This window comes from Curtobacterium sp. MCBA15_013 (assembly GCF_001865095.1).
GTDB lineage: Bacteria > Actinomycetota > Actinomycetes > Actinomycetales > Microbacteriaceae > Curtobacterium.
In genome coordinates this window covers 56,010-72,686 of sequence record NZ_MJGQ01000034.1, presented here as the reverse complement: position 1 = coordinate 72,686, position 16,677 = coordinate 56,010, and the positions used below count along the sequence as shown (strand labels likewise).

Below are 16,677 nucleotides of genomic sequence, written 5' to 3'. Positions count from 1 at the left end.
TACGCGGAGCACGGTCCACGAGCCGCGCGCCGGGAAACGACCACCGAGCCGTACCGAGCAGCGGTTCCACCCCGCATCGCGCATCGTTCCATGCGGCTGTCCGACGCCGTGTCGGTCCTCGCAGACGAGGCGTCGACAGCACTCACGCGCTTCGATGAGTCCCTCGGGAGCGAGGTCGCGCCGTTCGCTCCGCTCCTGCTCCGCTCGGAAGCGGCTGCCTCGTCGCAGATCGAACACCTGACGGCGAGCGCGCGGCAGATCTTCACTGCGGAACTCGGCGGCGTCGGGAAGCGCAACGCGGGCGAGATCGTGTCGAACACCCGCGCGATGCGCACCGCGATCGAGTTGTCCGACCGGTTGACGACGGAGACCGTGCTGGCCATGCACGAAGTGCTGCTCCGCGGCGACCGCCGGCACGAGGCCGGGCGGTTCCGCGAAGAGGCCGTGTGGATCGGCACCAGCGGGCGAACGCCGGTCGGCGCTGACTACGTGGCGCCGGCCTGGGAACGCGTCCCGTCGCTGGTCGACGACGTGATGGAGTTCGCGCGTCGACTCGACCTGCCCAGACTCGCGCAGGTCGCGGTGACGCATGCCCAGTTCGAGACGGTCCACCCGTTCACCGACGGCAACGGACGCACCGGCCGGGCGCTCCTCCAGGCGATGCTCCGGTCGAACGAACTCACCCAGAACGTGACGGTGCCGGTCTCCGCCGGCCTCCTCACCGACACCGCGGGGTACGTCCGAGCGCTCACCGACTACCGCCGGGGAGACATCGAGCCGATCATCCGTCTGGTCGCCGAAGCCTCCTTCGAAGCGATCGGCAACGCCCGCGAGCTCGTGGACGAGATCTCGTCGATCCGAGCGCGCTGGCGAACGGCCGTCACGGCCCGTCGCGACTCCGGCATCTGGCAGGCGCTCGATGTGGTCGCCCGGCAGCCCGTCCTCAACGCATCGACCCTCGCAGCCGAGATGGGTGTCGACGCGAAGAACGTGTACCCCCACCTCGACCGACTCGTCGCCGCTGGCATCCTGACGAAGAAGAACGAGTACCAGCAGGGCATCCTCTTCCGGAACGACGAGGTGCTCGGGGCGCTCGATGCGTTCGCCGCACGCGCCGGACGACGCGGCTGAGCCGGGCGCGATCGCAGCGGTCAGTACCAGCGGCGGACGAACTGCTCCAGGACGTTCTTCACGACCTGGACGGGGCCGGGCGCGGGCTCCCCGCTGTCGCGGCCGATCCGGCGCAGGAGGGCAGCCTGGGCGTCCTCGTACTCGGCGACCTCGTCGGCGGAGTAGTCCGACGGCGGGACGGTCCGGATGGCACTCACCGCTTCGAGCCGTTCCAGCCCCCACCGGAACCCGACCGGGTCCGGCGCCGCTTCGACGAGCGCCACGAGCGCCGCGTCCGAGTAGGTCCCCCGGGGGTCGGCTGCGGCGGAGATGAAGTCCGTCAGCCCGCGGAGCGCCGGCTCCGACCCGCCGGCTCGCATGTGCACGCGCCGCGCTCGGCTGCAGAGGTCGTAGAGGAGTCCGTCGTCCACGGACCGAGCGTGGCACACCGGAGTGCCTCCACGCCACCAGGACTGGGTACTCCCCCGTCGGTCGTCGCACTCGTAGGCTCGGTCGCCGTGACCGACATCGCTCCCGGAGCCCACGTGCCCGCCACCCGACCCGACGCCGCGCCGACCGCGGGTGCTCCGACCGCGGTCGCTCCGCTGAGCCTCATCGCGGTCGTGGCCATCGCGCTCGCCTTCGTCGCGCCGATCGGCGGGGTCGTCGTCGGGTTCATCGCCCGCCGTGAGGTCCGGCGCACCGGCGAGCGCGGCGACGGCCTCGCCTTCGCGGCGGTGCTCATCGGCGCGACCCTGACGCTCGTCACGGTCGTGCTGCCGGCCGCCGTCGCCGCGTCCGGCTTCCTCGGGTTGGGCGTGCCGTTCGGCCTCGGCCTCGGCCTGCCGTTCGGCGAGGGCTCCTGACCGTCAGCTGCCGACGAGTGACGTGACCGCGTCGACGACGATCTGCCGTCGCCGCGCCGGCACCACCGCGCGCGTCAGGGCCTCGGACTCTGCTGAGGCCTCGCTCCAGAACGCCGCGAGGTGCAGCACGAGGCCGAGCAGCACGGCGGGTCGGTAGCTGCGCGGCAGGACGCCGGCCCGCTGCGCCCGCTCGACCTCGGCGACCATCGACGTTCGACGTTCGACGATCGCCTCGAGCGGAGCGGTCGACGCGCGCTCGAGCCGGTGCCAGGTCGCCAGCCGCTGGGCCCACGGCCGCTCGGTCCACGAGTCGTGCAACCGGCCGGCGAACCCGGGCAGGTCGTCGGTGTCGAGCGGGACGAGGTCGAAGGTCTCGGCGACGGTCTGCTCGACGAGCGCGTCGAACAACCCCTCCTTGCTGCCGAAGTAGTGGAAGACCTGCGCCTTGTTGCTCGACGCGGCGGCGGCGATCCGCTCGACCTTGCCGCCGACGAGCCCCGCCGCGGCGAACTCGTCGCGCGCGGCGAGCAGGAGGCGTGCGCGGACGGCGTCGGCGGCTGGGGGCGTGAATCGTGCCATGCCGACCACCGTACCGATCCGGACGGTCGTCCCGGGTCGTCAGGGACCACCGTCCCCGCGGATCAGGACGACGCCACCGTGACGAACAGGTACACGGCGAGCGCGACCGAGCAGCACGCGATCGCGACCCGGAGGACCCCGTGCGGCACCCGCCGGGCGACGGTCGGTCCGATGAGCCCGCCGACCACCGCCCCCGCGCCCAGGGCCACGGCCGCGGACCACACGACGTGCCCGGACAGCGCGAACACGACCGCCGGCAACAGGTCCGCGGCGAGGAGCAGCACGTTCTTCACGGCGTTCGCACGGTGCAGGGACGGTTCCCCGGTGAGCAGCAGCACGGCGATCATGAGCACACCGGACCCGGCGCCGAAGTACCCGTTGTACACGCCGACCCCGACGATCCCGGCCGAGGCGGCGGCGCCGTGCCCACCCGCGGCGGCACCGGCGGCCCGTGCACGACGACGGTCGATGAACGGCTGCAGCAGCAGGAGCAGTCCCCCGGCGAGCACGAGGAACGGGACGATGCGGTCGAAGAGGTGCGCCGGCGTGACGACCAGGAGCACCGCGCCCGCGAGCGAGGCGGCGACGGTCGTCGGCATCCAGCGACGCAGGACAGCTGGTTCGGCGCGCACCTCGTGCCGCGCGCGGAACGCGGAGCTCGCACCGCTGCCGATGAGCGCGACGGAGTTCGTGACGTTCGCGGCGAGCGGTGGGACCCCGACGGCGAGCAGCGCCGGGTAGGCCACGAGCGAGGTGATCCCGCCGGCGGTGCCGATCACCCCGGCCACCACGCCCGCGACGACGAGGATCCCGACGGTCAGCACGCTCCATGCTGACACGGCGCAGTGGCCGGGGGTGCGATCAGTTGATGCAGGTGCCCTGCTTGCCGTACGCGTTGCCGACCGGGGTGGACGACGGGGTGGCCGCCGGCGCGGACGACCCGGCACCGGACGACCCGGAGGCGCCGGACCCGGACGACCCGGAGCGAGCGCCCGAGCCGGCCGAACCCGAGCCGGAGCCGGTAGAGCCCGAACCGGCCGAAGCCGCGCGGGAGCCGGAACCGGACCCGGCAGCCCCCGCGGCCCCGACCGTGCGCCCGTCGGTCCCGAGCACGAGCGTCACCCCCGACACCGTGGCCGAGCGGACCGCCGTGGCTCCGGGGACCGCCGCGACGACGGCCTTCGCCGCGGCCTCGGCGCCCTTCGGGTACTCGACGACCGTGGCCGCCGTGGTGGTGGTGTCGCTCGGCGCCCCGACCACGAACCCCTTCGCCGTGAGCGCTGCCGAGGCGGCCGTCGCACCGCCCGGCAGGGAGCCGCCGTTCTGCACGGACACGTGCACGCTCGACGGGGACGCCGCCTTCGCCGCCGTGTACGCCGCGGGCGCGCCCACGATGCCCTGGATGAACGCCGGCACCGCGCCGAAGTCCACCGCCACCGTCGAGTAGCCGTCGATGGTCGGGGTCCCCGCGGTGGGGATGGTCGTCGACCGGATGCTCGACAGGTCGATGCTGCGGAACGTGTTGACGAGGCTGGGGATGCTCAGGCCGTCGTCGATCTGCACGGCGTCCCCGACACCGTGCAGCAGGTCCGACACCTTCACCGGGTTGAGGAGGGTGCCGGCGGAGAGGACCTTGCGGGCCTCCTGCGAGAGGAAGTACTGCTGGCGGACCTCGCGGTCGAGGTCACCGCGCGGGAGCCCGTCGCGCTGCCGGACGAAGGAGAGCGCCTGCGAGGCGTTCAGCGTCGAGTTCCCCGCCGGGAGGTCGACGTTCGAGTTCGGGTCGTGGGCGGGTTCGTTCAGGCAGACCTGGATCGGCCCGAGCGCCTTCACGAGCTGGTAGAAGCCGAGCAGCGAGACGCGCACGAAGTGGTCGATCTGCAGGCCGCTGATGTTCTCGATGGTCTGGATGAGCAGGCGCATGCCACCGGCGTCGCCGCCGCCGTTCGCCGCACCGTCCGAGAACGCGCTGTTCAGCTTGAACGTGCCGTGGCCGGGGATCGGCACCCACGAGTCGCGCGGGAACGAGATCATCGTCGCGCTGCCCCCGCCCGCGGGGATGTGCAGCACGATCATGGTGTCGGTGTTCGTCGCCCCGTCGTCGAGCTGCGTGCCGAGCTCGGCGAGCTCCTGCGGGGTGGCGTCGGCCGGACGGTGGTCGTCCCCGACGAGCAGGATGTTCTCGGCCGACCCGTCGACGTCGGCGGACGCCGAGGGGTGCGGGAGCGCCACGTGCACCTTGGTCACGGCGCTGTCGAGCTGCGCGTACGACCAGGCCGCGTACCCGCCCGTGAGCACGAGTGCCATCGCGAGGACGCCGCCGATCGCCGGGAAGAGGGTGCGGGCTGCGCGCCGCTGGCGACCGTGGCGCACGGCACCGTGCTCGGTCGGCACGATCGGGTGCTGTCCCCCGTCAGGTTCGTCATGCATGGCGTCACCCTAGGGACGGTCGCTGCACGCCTACGGAATCCGCCTGCGGAGCGGTTCAGCGTCCGACGCGCGAGAGCGACTCCGACAGGGCGTCCCTCGTCGCGAGGAGCCGCTGCGCCCGCGCGTCCATGTCGTCCCGGATCGCGACGACCTGGTCGATGATGCCCGGGCACTGGTCCTCGACCTTCCGGCCGCGGGTGCACGGCAGGACCTGTTCGATGAGCGCCGTCGGCAGCCCGAGGTCGAGGAGCATCTTGATCGTGCCGACGGTCTCGACGTCGGACTCGTCGTAGTCGCGGTAGCCGTTGGCCCGGCGCTCCGGTCGGATGAACCCGAGCTGCTCGTAGTAGCGCAGCGACCGGGCACTCGCCCCGCTGGCCCGGCTCAGATCGCCGATCTGCATCGTCGCTGCTCCTCGCTTGACCTTGACACTGATGTCAGAGTTTAGCGTGCCGTCCATGCAGATCTTCGTCATCGGCGGCACCGGCTACTTCGGCTCGGTCCTCGTCGAACACCTCCGTTCCGCCGGCCACTCCGTCACCGCGCTCGCCCGTTCCGAGCAGAGCGCCGCCCGCCTGCGCGCGGCCGGCGCAGTACCCGTCGCCGGCTCGATCACCGACACCGAGGTGCTCCGCACCGCAGCCGCGGCCGCCGACGCGGTGGTGTACGCCGCCTCGGACTACGCACCGACCGCGCAGTCGACCGAGGACGAGCTCGCGGCCGTCCGGGCCGTCACCGCCGGAGCAGCAGAAGCCGCCGGAACGAACGGAACGCCCGGAACGCCCGGAACGCCCGGAACGAACGGAACGCCCGGAACCACCGGGACCTCCCCGAAGCCCGTCGTCTACACCTCCACCGGACTCGTCTACGGCTTCGACCCGACGGACGTCACCGAGGACGCGGTCCTCCCCGAGGTCAGCGCCCAGCCGGTCAAGGCACAGGCCGAACGCATCGTGCTCGGCGCGCCGGGCATCACCGGGATCGCCGTCCGCGCCGGACTCGTCTTCGGCCGCGGCGGGACCGGGCTCGTCACCGGCCTCATCGACGCCGCCGTCGCGAACGGCGCCGCGACGTACATCGGCGACGGTGCGAACGCCTGGTACCCCGTGCACGTCGACGACCTCGCCGACCTGTACGTCCGGGCGATCGAGCACCCGGTCGCCGGCGTCGTCAACGCGGTCGGTTCGGTGCCGTTCACCTTCCGGGAACTCGCGGAGGCGATCGGCGACCTCACCGGCACCCCGAGCGTCTCCGTCCCGCTCGAGGTCGCCGAGGCACAGATGGGCCCGGCGGTCCGGACGCTGACGACGTCCACACACCTCCTCGCGACGAAGGCACGGGCCACCTTCGATTGGCAGCCGTCCGAGCGGTCACTCGTCGAGGACGTCCGGAACGGGTCCTACACGGCTCCGCCGCGCCCCTGACTCACCGCGTCGGCGGGGACCAGACCGGTGTCCCGCCGACGGCCTCGGCGATGCGTCGACTGACCGCGCCGAGCTGCCGCACCTGGGCCGGCGTGAGCGCGTCGAAGACCACCCGCCGGACGAGCGCCTGGTGCGCCGGCGTGGACGCCACGACCTGCTCGTGCCCGCTGTCGGTGAGCACCGCGAGGGTGAACCGCCCGTCGGTCGGGTCGACCACGCGGTGGACCCACCCCTTCTGCTCCAGCCGCGTCACCGCGCGGGACAGCCGCGACAGGGTGCAGCTCGCGGCGGCGGCGAGCACGCTCATCCGCAGCGTCCGGTCGGGTTCGCTGTCGAGGGCGAACAGGACGCCGTGCTCGAAGTGCGTCAGGCCGGCGTCACGCTGCAGTTGCGCGTCGAGCGCGGTCGGCAGTCGTTCGAGCACGGTCGCGAGGGCGACCCAGACCTCGAGCTCCTCAGCACTGAGCCCGGTGGTGGCGACGTCGTCCGGCATGGGGAGAGCGTACCACCGTGACTTGCTCAGGCAAGTGATCCTGCGTACATTGACTTGCTCAGGCAAGTGAACGACACGACAGGAGTACGACGTGGATCTCGACATCAGGGGCCGGACGGCGTTCGTCAGCGGCTCGACGCAGGGCATCGGGTACGCCGTCGTAGCAGCCCTCGCGGCGGAGGGAGCCCGCGTCGTGCTGAACGGACGGGAACGCACGGGGGTCGACGCCGCCGTCGCCCGGTTGCGAGCGGCGCTTCCCGGCGCCGAGGTGTCCGGGATCCCGGCGGACTTCGCCGACCCGGCGCAGGTGGACGCGCTGCTCGAGCAGCTCCCGGAGGTCGACGTGCTCGTGAACAACGTCGGACTGTTCGGCCTGGCCGACTTCGGATCGGTCGACGATGCCGAGTGGCGGCGGTACCTCGACGTCAACCTGATGAGCGGCGTCCGACTGTCCCGGGCACTGCTCGACCCGATGGTCGAGCGCGGCTGGGGCCGGATCGTGTTCGTCAGCAGCGAGTCCGGCGTGAACGTGCCCGTCGACATGGTGCACTACGGCGTCACGAAGGCCGCGGTGATCGCGCTCGGCAACGGCCTGGCGAAGCGGACCCGCGGGACGGGCGTCACCGTGAACACGGTCCTCGGCGGCCCGACCTGGTCCGACGGGGTCGCGGCCACGATCGAGACGATCGCGGCCGCGCAGGACGCCCCGGTCGAGGCCGTGCAGGCCGCGGTGATCGGGCAGAACCGCACGACCCTGCTCGAACGGTTCATCCGGCCCGACGAGATCGCGGACCTCGTCGCCTACCTCGCCAGCCCGCGGGCGTCCGCCACGAACGGTGCGGCGGTCCGCGCCGACGGCGGGGTGCTCACCGGGATGCTCTGACCTGGATGCCCGCCACGGACGCGACGGGAGGCGCGGTGCGAGCCCGCACCGCGCCTCCCGTCCGTGCCGTCGTCGGTCCGGTCAGACCCGCTCCCAGGTGACCGTGCGCCGGTCGGACGGCTCGACCTCGCGCACCGGCCCGGTGACGCGGACGACCGCACGCGCCGTGGCGGACCCGGGGACGGGCGCGGGGCCGGTCCCGCCGCCCACCGCGACGATCCCGTCGGCGCGCACCCCACCGGTCGGTCCGGACGCCGCGGCGTGGGACGCGACCCACACCTCCACGTCCCCGGGCTCGACCACCTTCCGCAGGGCGCGGTCGGTGAACGCGACGCGCTGGACGGGCACGCTGAACCGCAGGCGCACGGACTCCCCCGGTCCGAGCGCGACCCGGGCGTACCCGAGCAGCTGGGCGACCGGCCGGGTGACGCTCCCCTGCACGTCGTGCCCGTACAGCTGCACCACGTCCTCGCCCGCACGCTCCCCGGTGTTCCGGACGGTCACCCACGCGTCGAAGGCCCCCGCGCTGGACACGGTCGGGTCGACGACGAGCTCCTCGTACGCGAAGGAGGTGAACGAGAGCCCGAACCCGAACGGCCGGACGGGCGTCGAGTCGGTCGCGGTCACGTCGGACGGCCCGCCGAGGCGCGGGTGCAGGTACGTGTACGGCTGCGCGCCGGCGGCCCGCGGGAGCGAGACCGGCAGGCGACCGGACGGTGCGGCGGCGCCGGTGAGGAGGTCCGCGATCGCGAGACCACCGCCCTCGCCGGGGAAGAACGCCTGCACCACCGCGGCCGGACGGGGAGCGTCGCCGTCGAGCGCCCACCCGATGGCGTACGGCCGTCCGGTCAGGAGCACGACGACGGTCGGCGTGCCGGTGGCGACCACCGCCTCGACGAGCTCGCGCTGGACGCCCGGCAGGTCGAGGGACTCGGTGTCGTTCCCCTCGCCGACGGTCCCGCGGCCGAACAGTCCGGCCTGGTCGCCGACGACGACCACCGCGACGTCGGAGCGCTCCGCGACCGCGACCGCGTCGTCGAACCCGGAGCGGTCGTCGCCGGTCACGGCGCAGCCCGCGGCGAACCGGACGGTGTCGGCTCCGAGCGACTCCGTCAGCGCCTTGCGCACGGTCGGTATGGCGAAGCCGAGCGGCAGGTCGGGGTGCGCGGCGAGCACGTGGTTGGCGAAGGAGTAGCAGCCCTGCAGGGCCTCGGCGCGATCGGCGTTCGGCCCGATCAGGGCCACCGACGCACCCGGGGCCAGGGGCAGGACCGGGGCCTCGGGTCCGTTCGACAGCAGCACGAGCGACCGCGCCGCGAGCTCCTTCGCGAGCGCCCGGTGCCGAGGGGTGTCGAGGTCGATCCCGGTCGGCGGCTCGTCCTCGAATGCGTCCGGGTCGAGCAGCCCGAGCCGCTCCTTCTGCCGGAGCACGCGGAGCACCGCACGGTCGACCAGCGCCTCGTCGACGTCACCGGAGCGGACACGGTCGACGAGCGGCCCGAGGTAGGCGTCCCCGGTGGGCAGCTCGACGTCGATGCCCGCGGTGAGGGCGAGTGCGGCCGCTTCGCCACGGTCGGCGGCGACGCCGTGCATGACCTCGAGGAACGCGACCGAGAAGTAGTCGGCGACCACCGTGCCGTCGAACCCGAGCCGGCCACGGAGCAGGTCGGTCAGCAGGTCACCGTTCGCCGCGACCGGCACACCGTCGACCTCGGCGTACGAGTTCATGACGCTCCGGGCCCCGCCGTCGCGCAGCGCCATCTCGAACGGCGGCAGGAAGACGTCCGCGACCTCGCGCGGCCCGGCGTGCACGGGAGCGTGGTTCCGCCCCGCCTGCGACGCGGAGTACCCGAGGAAGTGCTTGAGCGTCGCGTCCACCCCGGCGCGCTGCAGGCCCCGGACGTAGGCGGTGCCGATCGTCCCGACGAGGTACGGGTCCTCGCCGATGCACTCGTCCACCCGCCCCCACCGCGGGTCGCGGACGACGTCGAGCACCGGGGCGAGGCCCTGGTGCACGCCGAGCTGTCGCATCGAGTCGCCGATCGCCTCGCCGACCTGCTCGACGAGCTCCGGGTCGAAGGCAGCGCCCCACGCCAGCGGCGTCGGGAACGTGGCGGCCTTCCAGGCGGCGAGCCCGGTGAGGCACTCCTCGTGCACGAGTGCCGGGATCCCGAGTCGCGTCTCGCGCTTGAGTCGTCGCTGCTCCGACCACAGCCAGGCCGCGCGCTCGTCCGGCTCGACGGGGCGGGTGCCGTAGACGCGGGTGAACTGGCCGAGGCCGTGGTGCGTGACGTCGGCCAGGGTGCGGCCGTCGGCGTCGTCGTGGGCCGCCATCTCCCCCTGCATCGGGGCGACCACGCCGTTCTGGTCGAGCCAGTAGCCGACGAGCTGCGCGGTCTTCTCCTCGAGCGTCATGGCGGCGAGCAGGGCGGTCGCGCGGTCGGCGCCGGTCGCGTCCTCGACACGGCGCGGGTCGGACTGGAGGCGCGGCTCGCGTCCGACGGTCCGTGTCGCGTCCGTCGCCGTCACCCCTTCACCGCCCCGGTCAGGCCGCCGACGATGCGCTTCTGGAAGATCGCGAAGAACACGAGCGCCGGGATCATCGAGAGCGAGGTGAACGCGAGCACCCGGGCGGTGTCGACCGAGTACTGGGACGCGAACGCCTGGACCCCGAGCGGCAGCGTGTAGGTCGACGCGTCGTTCAGGATGAACAGCGGCAGGAGGTAGCTGTTCCAGCTGCCGATGAACGCGAGGATGCCGACCGTCACGACACCGGGGAGCGACAGCGGGACGACCATCCGGAAGAAGAACCCGAGCTTGCTCGCGCCGTCGATGGCGGCCGCCTCCTCGAGCTCGTCCGGGATCGCCCGGAGGAACGGCACCAGGATGATGACCGTCGTCGGCAGGGCGAACGCGATCTGCGGGAGGATCACACCCGCCAGGTTGTTCGTCAGGCCGAGGTCCTTCACGAGGATGTAGAGCGGCGTGATGGCGACCGTGATCGGGAACATCAGGCCGGCCGCGAACAGCGAGTAGAGCGCGCCGCTCCCCCGGAACCGGTACCGGGCGAGCACGAAGCTCACCATGAGGCCGAGCACGACCACGCCGAGGGTGGTGGTGACGCCGGCGATCACCGAGTTGCCGAGCTGCTGCCAGAACACGCCGCTGGTCAGGACGGTGACGTAGTTGCCGATCTGCCACGGGTTCGGCAGTCCTGCCGGGCTGGCGGTGATCTGCGAGTTCGTGCGGAACCCGCCGAGCACGATGTACGCGACCGGGCCGATGCACACGGCGATGAACAGCAGCGCGATGAAGTACGTGCCGAGGTTGCGCTCACGCCGGACGGGTCCGGTGTCACGCTGGCGGCGCTTCGGCGCGACGATGGAGGCGGTGGCGGTCATCGGTCGCTCTTCTCGGTCAGGGCGCCGGCGGTGTCGCGGCGCAGGACGAACCGCTGGTAGACGAGGGCGACGACCAGCGAGATGAGGAAGATCACCACGGCGACGGCGTTGCCGTACCCGTAGTTGCCGGACAGGCGGCCGTTGCCGACCATGTAGGTCGCCATCGTCGAGGTCCCGGCGGTCGAGGCGATGTACTGCCCCCAGATGATGTAGACGAGGTCGAACAGCTGCAGTGACCCGATGATCGACAGGAACGCCCAGATGCGGAGCGTCGGTCCGAGGAGGGGCAGCGTGATGCGTCGCTGGATCTGCCAGTAGCTCGCACCGTCGAGCTGCGCGGCCTCGAACAGTTCCTCGGGGATGCTCTGCAGGCCGGCGAGGAAGAGGATCACCGCGAAGCCGATGTACTTCCACGAGATGATCCCGAGCAGGGTCCAGAGCGCGATGTCGGGGTTCGACAGCCAGTCGTTCCGCAGGCCGCCCAGGCCGATGCTCTGCAGCAGGTCGTTCAGCGCACCGCTCGACTGGAGCATGAGGCTCCACCCGGTGCCGACGATGACCTCGGAGATGACGTACGGCAGGAAGATGAGGACGCGGATGAGCCCGCGGCCGCGGATCCGCTGGTTGAGCAGCAGCGCGAGGACGATCGCGATCGGGCCCTGCACGACGAGCGAGCCGATGACGATGAACAGGTTGTGCCAGAGCACCGCCCGGAAGTCGGGGTCGGTGAAGATCACGGTGTAGTTCTGCAGGCCGACGAAGTCGACCGGGGCGCCGTAGCCCTGCCACTTGTAGAAGCCGTAGTAGGCGGCGAGTGCGACGGGCAGGATGACGAACCCGACGAACATGATCACCGCCGGACCGGCGAGGACGGCGATCTCGACCCGGGTGCGGACGTCGGTGCCCTTGCGGACCCGTCGGGCCGGGGCCGACGGCGAACCGTCGGCCCCGCCCGTGCGACGCCCCGTCCCGGCCGGCGCTTCGTTCGAGCGCGGTGCGACGGAGGTGGTCATGTGTCTCAGCCCTTCGCCGCGGCCTGGTTGACGGTCGACACGATGTCCGAGACGGACCCCTTGCCGGCGAGCAGGTTGACGACGCTGGTGTTGAGCGCGTTGCCGACGTTCTGGCCGTAGAGCGTGTCGAGGTAGTTCGAGACGAACGGGGCGTCGTTGTACGCCTTGAGCACCGTGGTCAGGTACGGCTCGGTCACGACCGACTGCGCGTCCTTGTTCGCGGGGATCGAGTTGAACGCCTTGTAGTAGTTCTCCTGCACGCTCTTCGTGGTGACGAAGTTGAGGAAGTCGGTGCAGGCCTTCTTCGGGGCCTTCGCCGAGCAGGAGAGCCCGCCCACGGCGCCCATCATCGAGCCGGGCGCACCCTTGCCGCCGGAGACCTCCGGGAACGGGAAGAAGCCGAGGTCCTGCAGCGGCTTGCCGTCCGGGGTGAGCGAGGAGATCACGCCCGGGTCCCAGGCGCCCATGAGCTCCATCGCGGCCTTGTGGTTCGCGACGAGACCGGCGGAGCTGCCGGCACCCTGCTGGGCCGAGGTCGTCAGGAAGCCGTCGTTGAAGGGCTTCGTGTCGAAGAAGGCCTTGGTGTCCTCACCGGCCTGCTTCCAGCACTTGTTGTCGAACTTGAGGTCCTGCGCGGTCTTGTTGAGGACGTTCGACGAGCAGGCACGCAGTGCGAAGTTGTAGTACCAGTGCGCTGCCGGCCAGGCGTCCTTCGCACCGACGGCCACGGGCTGGATGCCCTTGTCCTTGAGCTTCTGGATGTCGGCGTTCAGCTCGTCCATCGTGGTCGGCGTGCCCTCGATGCCGGCCTCCTCGAAGAGGTCCTGGCTGTACCAGATGCCCTCGGGGTCGACGTTCGTCGGCATCGCCCAGGTCTTGCCGTTCAGTTCGAAGGCCTTGAACGATCCGTCGCTGATCCCGCTCTTGGCGCCGGAGCCGATCGAGTCGGAGATGTCCATGAGCTGGCCGGCGTTGACCATCGCGGCCATCTTGCCGCCGCCGCGCTGCGAGAACACGTCCGGGGCGGAGTTCGAGTTGAGGGCGGTCTGGAGCTTGCCGTCCAGGTCCTCGTTCTGGATCGCCTGGATCGTGATCGTGACGTTCGGGTTCTTCGCCTCGAACGCCTTGACGGTGTCCTGCCAGAAGGCCTTGCCCGGCCCGGTCGTCGAGTTGTTCCAGAAGGTCATCGAGACCTTCCCGTCGCCGCTGTCGCCCCCGGCGGCGTCGCTGCCGGCCGAGCAGCCTGCGGCCACCAGTGCTGTCGCCCCGATCAGCGCGATGGCTGCCGTGGCACGGATCTTCCTCGTCATCGTGGATCTCCTGAAGTGTCGTCGTTGACAATCAGCGACATCGACTGCCGCTGCGGAGAGCGTGCCAGGTGCCATCGAGCCGTGTCAATCGATATCGATAACGTTTTCTTTACCAATTCGAGCGTCAGCTCAGCGGTACGGTGTGCACATGGACACGGCTCTCGGCATGCGTCCCGGAGCCGGCCGGGTCACCATCGCGGACGTCGCACGCGCCGCCGGAGTCTCGATCCCCACGGTGTCGAAGGTGATCAACCAACGCGACGGCGTCGCCCCCGCGACGATCCTGCGCGTGCAGGAGGTCGTCGAGCAGCTCGGCTACGAGACCTCGCTCGTCGCACGCAGCCTCCGCAGCTCGCGGACGAACGTCATCGGCATCCTCGTCACCGAGTTCGAGCCGTTCTCGACCGAGCTCCTGCGCGGAGTGTCCGGCGCCACCACCGGCACCGGGTACGAACTGCTCGCGTACGCCGGGCTCGTGACCGGTGCCGAGCAGAAGGGGTGGGAACGCCGGTCGCTCTCGCGGTTGTCCGGCACGCTCATCGACGGCGCGATCGTGGTGACCCCGAGCACGGCGCTCTCGAGTTCGTCGATCCCGGTCGTGGCGATCGACCCGCACACCGGCCCCGAGGGGCACGCCACCGTCGACTCGGACAACGAGGCCGGGGCCGTCCAGGCCGTCGAGCACCTCGTCGCGCTCGGGCACACCCGGATCGCGCACCTCCGGGGTCGTCCGGACCTGGCGTCGGCACAGCTGCGCGAGGCCGGCTACCGACGCGCACTGGCGGCAGCGGGCCTGTCGGTGGACGAGTCACTCGTCCGCGACGGCGGCTACCAGGAGGACCGTTCGGCCGAGGTGGCCCGCGACCTGCTCGCCGGACCGGACCGTCCGACCGCGGTGTTCGCGGCGAACGACTCGTCAGCGGTGGGTGTGCTCCGCGCCGCAGCCGAACTCGGACTCCACGTGCCCGGGGACCTGTCGGTGGTCGGGTTCGACGACGTGCCCCAGGCCGCGACCACCACGCCGCCGCTGACCACCGTCGCGCAGCCCTTGGTCGAGCTCGGCTCGCGGGCGGTCGAGATGCTCCTCACGATGCTGCGCGGCGAGCCGACGTCGGACCACGTCCGGCTGCCGACGACCCTGCGCGTGCGCCGGAGCACCGGACCGGCGCCCGCGGACCGCTGACACCGCGCGGCGGACCCCACCGTCCGCGCCGCACCGCGCGGCGGACCGCACCGTCAGCGCCGCACCGCGACCGTCAGCGCCGCAGTGTCTGCTTCGGGTACTCCCCGAACCGCTCCGCGTACGCCGCCGAGAACCGCCCGAGGTGCGCGAACCCCCACCGACGAGCGACGTCCCCGACCGCCCCGGCGAGCGGATCGGCGTCGAGCAGCTCGGCGCGCACCCGGTCGAGGCGCACCTGCCGCAGGTACGTCAGCGGGGACACGTCGAACACCCGACGGAACGACTCCTGCACCGAGCGCACGCTCAACCCCGACGCCGCCGACAGGTCGCCGATCGTGACGGGCTCCGCGGCGTGGTCGTGGACGTACTCGACCGCCGCACGGAGACGGGCGTTGCGCGGTTGCCCGAGCACCCCGGGCAGGTCGTCGAGCTTCGGCGGGAACATGTCGAGGAAGACCTCGGCGGCGGTGACCTTGGCGGTCTGCCAGGCGACGGAGTCCGTGCCGCCGACGCGCAGCGACCGTGCGAGCGCCGTCAACGCCCCCTGCCAGCGCCGCGCCGTCTCGGACCCCGGCACGTGCCGGTCGTCGAAGCGCAGCGCGTGGTCGCCGACGTCGGTGCGCGTCACGGCGACCCGGCGGACGAATGCTCGGTCGAGGTGCACGACCCGCTGGTCGTAGTCCGCGGTGCGGAAGGCGTAGTCGTGGTCCGGCGGGAAGAGTGCCGGGGCGTCGAGCGGCAGGGCGTACCGCTCCCCCAGCCGTTCGATCTCGGCCGTGCCGGAGCTGATCCACGTCACGACGTAGTCGCCACCGGCCGGCACCACCCCGGAGAGGGCGCCGCGCAACTGCGACCGGCGGATGGTCACCTCGGCGTCGCCGATCGCCGTGTACCGGTAGTCGAACGGCGCGTCGGTCAGCCGCGCGACCCACTGCGTGCCGCCGTAGACCGCGCCGAGGTCCCGCACGGCGTCGTCCGGATGTCCGCCGGACACCTCGAACCGGACCGTCGCCGGCGTCGTGGTCTGCCCCTCGGCGAAGTCGTCGGTCAGCGGGTCGGCCATGCGTACCCCCACGGCTCGGATGTCCAGATCCCGCGGTCCCCCTCGTTATCTGGATACGCTGTCCCGGTGAGCGCGGCGTATCGTTGCGCGGAACCGATCCGCACCGAAGGGGCGACCGCGTGAGTGAGATCGACCTGACGGCCGCCATCACCCGGCTCGAAGCCGCGATGGGAGCGCTGCGGGGACGACTCCGCGAGCGGATGGACGTCTCCGGCTCGGACCTGACGGTGCTGCAGTTCGTCGCCCGCGCCGAGGCCGCCGAACGCAAGGTGCGGGTCAAGGACCTCGCGTCGCACCTCGGCCTGAGCGGCCCGGCCGTCACCGGCACCGTCGACCGACTGGAGCGTGCCGGACACCTGTGCCGCGTGCCGAACCCGGACGACGGGCGGAGTCGCTACATCGAGCTGACCCCCGAGACCGAGCGTGCCTACGCGACGGCGATGGACAGCACGAACGAGCATCTGCACGAGCTGTTGTCCTCCTTCACGGAACGGGAGCGGGCGAAGTACGTCCGGGTCATCGACCGGGTCATCGAGGCGCTCGAGTTCGGCGCCCCGTCCCCTTGACGGCAGAGTACGGGCGCGGGCGGACGCACCTCGAACGTTTGTCCACCAAGCGCAGTTAGGTAACTTCCCTACCTATCTTGCCGGACGGACGGGCCACGCACCCGTACCGTCACGATCGGATGCCCCCGATCGGGGGTACGACCACGAGCGGGGAGGAACCATGGGCAAGTACGAATCCCAGCAGGGCGTCGACCCGGTGCGCATCGAGACGTTCCGTCGGATGCGCAAGCGGTGGAAGTACGGCGAGCTGCAGGACGGTGCCGGCCTCTACGAGGACTTCTTCACGGACACCGCCCGCGACCCGCGTCGCCGCTGACGACTGGTCGCGATCGGACGGGAGGCGCGTGGCGGGTCCG

The 16,677-nt window shown here is 71.8% G+C and carries 18 protein-coding genes; 7 read left to right on the top strand and 11 right to left on the bottom strand.

The annotated features are described in order from the left end of the window. Nucleotides 1-90: 90 nt before the first annotated feature. Nucleotides 91-1,131: a Fic family protein gene (locus BIV01_RS13300; RefSeq protein ID WP_217642558.1), complete on the top strand. Its 1,041-nt coding sequence runs from the start codon at nt 91-93 to the stop codon at nt 1,129-1,131. 20 nt (nt 1,132-1,151) lie between these two features. On the opposite strand, the gene BIV01_RS19860 is transcribed toward BIV01_RS13300, so the two are convergent. Then, nucleotides 1,152-1,541: a hypothetical protein gene (locus BIV01_RS19860; RefSeq protein WP_071295279.1), complete on the bottom strand. Its 390-nt coding sequence runs from the start codon at nt 1,539-1,541 to the stop codon at nt 1,152-1,154. 87 nt (nt 1,542-1,628) lie between these two features. Here BIV01_RS19860 and BIV01_RS19855 point away from each other — a divergent pair, with 87 nt between their 5' ends. Continuing rightward, entirely contained in the window at nt 1,629-1,976 is a 348-nt protein-coding gene (locus tag BIV01_RS19855) for a DUF4190 domain-containing protein (protein WP_071303128.1), read from the top strand. Nucleotides 1,977-1,979: 3 nt separating this feature from the next. Here the strand turns inward: BIV01_RS19855 and BIV01_RS13285 are convergent, their stop codons facing one another. The 4 genes from BIV01_RS13285 to BIV01_RS13270 form a co-directional block, all read right to left on the bottom strand. Beyond that, nucleotides 1,980-2,555, bottom strand: a complete 576-nt coding sequence (locus BIV01_RS13285; RefSeq protein ID WP_071303171.1) for a TetR family transcriptional regulator — start codon at nt 2,553-2,555, stop codon at nt 1,980-1,982. A 62-nt stretch (nt 2,556-2,617) separates the two neighbouring features. After that, nucleotides 2,618-3,379 carry a sulfite exporter TauE/SafE family protein gene (locus BIV01_RS13280; protein WP_175473727.1) on the bottom strand — a complete coding sequence of 254 codons (762 nt, stop codon included), beginning with the start codon at nt 3,377-3,379 and terminating at the stop codon, nt 2,618-2,620. A 37-nt stretch (nt 3,380-3,416) separates the two neighbouring features. Next, nucleotides 3,417-4,985: an LCP family protein gene (locus BIV01_RS13275; protein ID WP_083414025.1), complete on the bottom strand. Its 1,569-nt coding sequence runs from the start codon at nt 4,983-4,985 to the stop codon at nt 3,417-3,419. A 55-nt stretch (nt 4,986-5,040) separates the two neighbouring features. Further along, on the bottom strand, nt 5,041-5,388 hold the full coding sequence (locus BIV01_RS13270; protein ID WP_071303125.1) for a MerR family transcriptional regulator: 348 nt from the start codon (nt 5,386-5,388) through the stop codon (nt 5,041-5,043). 55 nt (nt 5,389-5,443) lie between these two features. On the opposite strand from BIV01_RS13270, the gene BIV01_RS13265 reads away from it, so the two are divergent. Continuing rightward, nucleotides 5,444-6,409, top strand: coding sequence for an NAD-dependent epimerase/dehydratase family protein (locus tag BIV01_RS13265; RefSeq protein ID WP_071303124.1), 966 nt, complete (start codon nt 5,444-5,446; stop codon nt 6,407-6,409). Nucleotide 6,410: 1 nt separating this feature from the next. On the opposite strand, the gene BIV01_RS13260 is transcribed toward BIV01_RS13265, so the two are convergent. Further along, nucleotides 6,411-6,902, bottom strand: coding sequence for a MarR family winged helix-turn-helix transcriptional regulator (locus tag BIV01_RS13260; RefSeq protein WP_071303123.1), 492 nt, complete (start codon nt 6,900-6,902; stop codon nt 6,411-6,413). 91 nt (nt 6,903-6,993) lie between these two features. Between BIV01_RS13260 and BIV01_RS13255 the strand changes: the two genes are divergently transcribed. Further along, on the top strand, nt 6,994-7,785 hold the full coding sequence (locus BIV01_RS13255; protein WP_071303122.1) for an SDR family NAD(P)-dependent oxidoreductase: 792 nt from the start codon (nt 6,994-6,996) through the stop codon (nt 7,783-7,785). 81 nt (nt 7,786-7,866) lie between these two features. Here BIV01_RS13255 and BIV01_RS13250 read toward each other — a convergent pair whose 3' ends face one another. The 4 genes from BIV01_RS13250 to BIV01_RS13235 form a co-directional block, all read right to left on the bottom strand. Next, a complete protein-coding gene (locus tag BIV01_RS13250; RefSeq protein ID WP_083414034.1) occupies nt 7,867-10,200 on the bottom strand; it encodes a glycoside hydrolase family 3 N-terminal domain-containing protein in 2,334 nt (777 codons plus the stop codon). Between the two features lie 110 nt (nt 10,201-10,310). Next, the gene (locus tag BIV01_RS13245; protein ID WP_070416818.1) at nt 10,311-11,186 is read right to left on the bottom strand and encodes a carbohydrate ABC transporter permease; all 876 of its coding nucleotides are present in this window, start codon (nt 11,184-11,186) and stop codon (nt 10,311-10,313) included. Further along, nucleotides 11,183-12,199 (bottom strand): carbohydrate ABC transporter permease, encoded by a 1,017-nt coding sequence (locus tag BIV01_RS13240; protein WP_071295285.1) that lies wholly within the window; start codon nt 12,197-12,199, stop codon nt 11,183-11,185. Before BIV01_RS13240 ends, BIV01_RS13245 begins: the two co-directional genes overlap by 4 nt. A 5-nt stretch (nt 12,200-12,204) precedes the next feature. Beyond that, entirely contained in the window at nt 12,205-13,509 is a 1,305-nt protein-coding gene (locus tag BIV01_RS13235; RefSeq protein WP_071303121.1) for an ABC transporter substrate-binding protein, read from the bottom strand. A 148-nt stretch (nt 13,510-13,657) separates the two neighbouring features. Between BIV01_RS13235 and BIV01_RS13230 the strand changes: the two genes are divergently transcribed. Continuing rightward, on the top strand, nt 13,658-14,692 hold the full coding sequence (locus BIV01_RS13230) for a LacI family DNA-binding transcriptional regulator (RefSeq protein ID WP_254789360.1): 1,035 nt from the start codon (nt 13,658-13,660) through the stop codon (nt 14,690-14,692). A 73-nt stretch (nt 14,693-14,765) separates the two neighbouring features. Here the strand turns inward: BIV01_RS13230 and BIV01_RS13225 are convergent, their stop codons facing one another. Continuing rightward, nucleotides 14,766-15,755: a helix-turn-helix transcriptional regulator gene (locus BIV01_RS13225; protein ID WP_071295287.1), complete on the bottom strand. Its 990-nt coding sequence runs from the start codon at nt 15,753-15,755 to the stop codon at nt 14,766-14,768. A 119-nt stretch (nt 15,756-15,874) separates the two neighbouring features. Between BIV01_RS13225 and BIV01_RS13220 the strand changes: the two genes are divergently transcribed. Both BIV01_RS13220 and BIV01_RS19850 read left to right on the top strand, forming a co-directional pair. Further along, nucleotides 15,875-16,321 carry a MarR family winged helix-turn-helix transcriptional regulator gene (locus tag BIV01_RS13220; RefSeq protein WP_070416822.1) on the top strand — a complete coding sequence of 149 codons (447 nt, stop codon included), beginning with the start codon at nt 15,875-15,877 and terminating at the stop codon, nt 16,319-16,321. A gap of 160 nt (nt 16,322-16,481) precedes the next feature. Beyond that, on the top strand, nt 16,482-16,637 hold the full coding sequence (locus tag BIV01_RS19850) for a hypothetical protein (protein ID WP_156794753.1): 156 nt from the start codon (nt 16,482-16,484) through the stop codon (nt 16,635-16,637). The last annotated feature ends 40 nt before the right edge of the window (nt 16,638-16,677 follow it).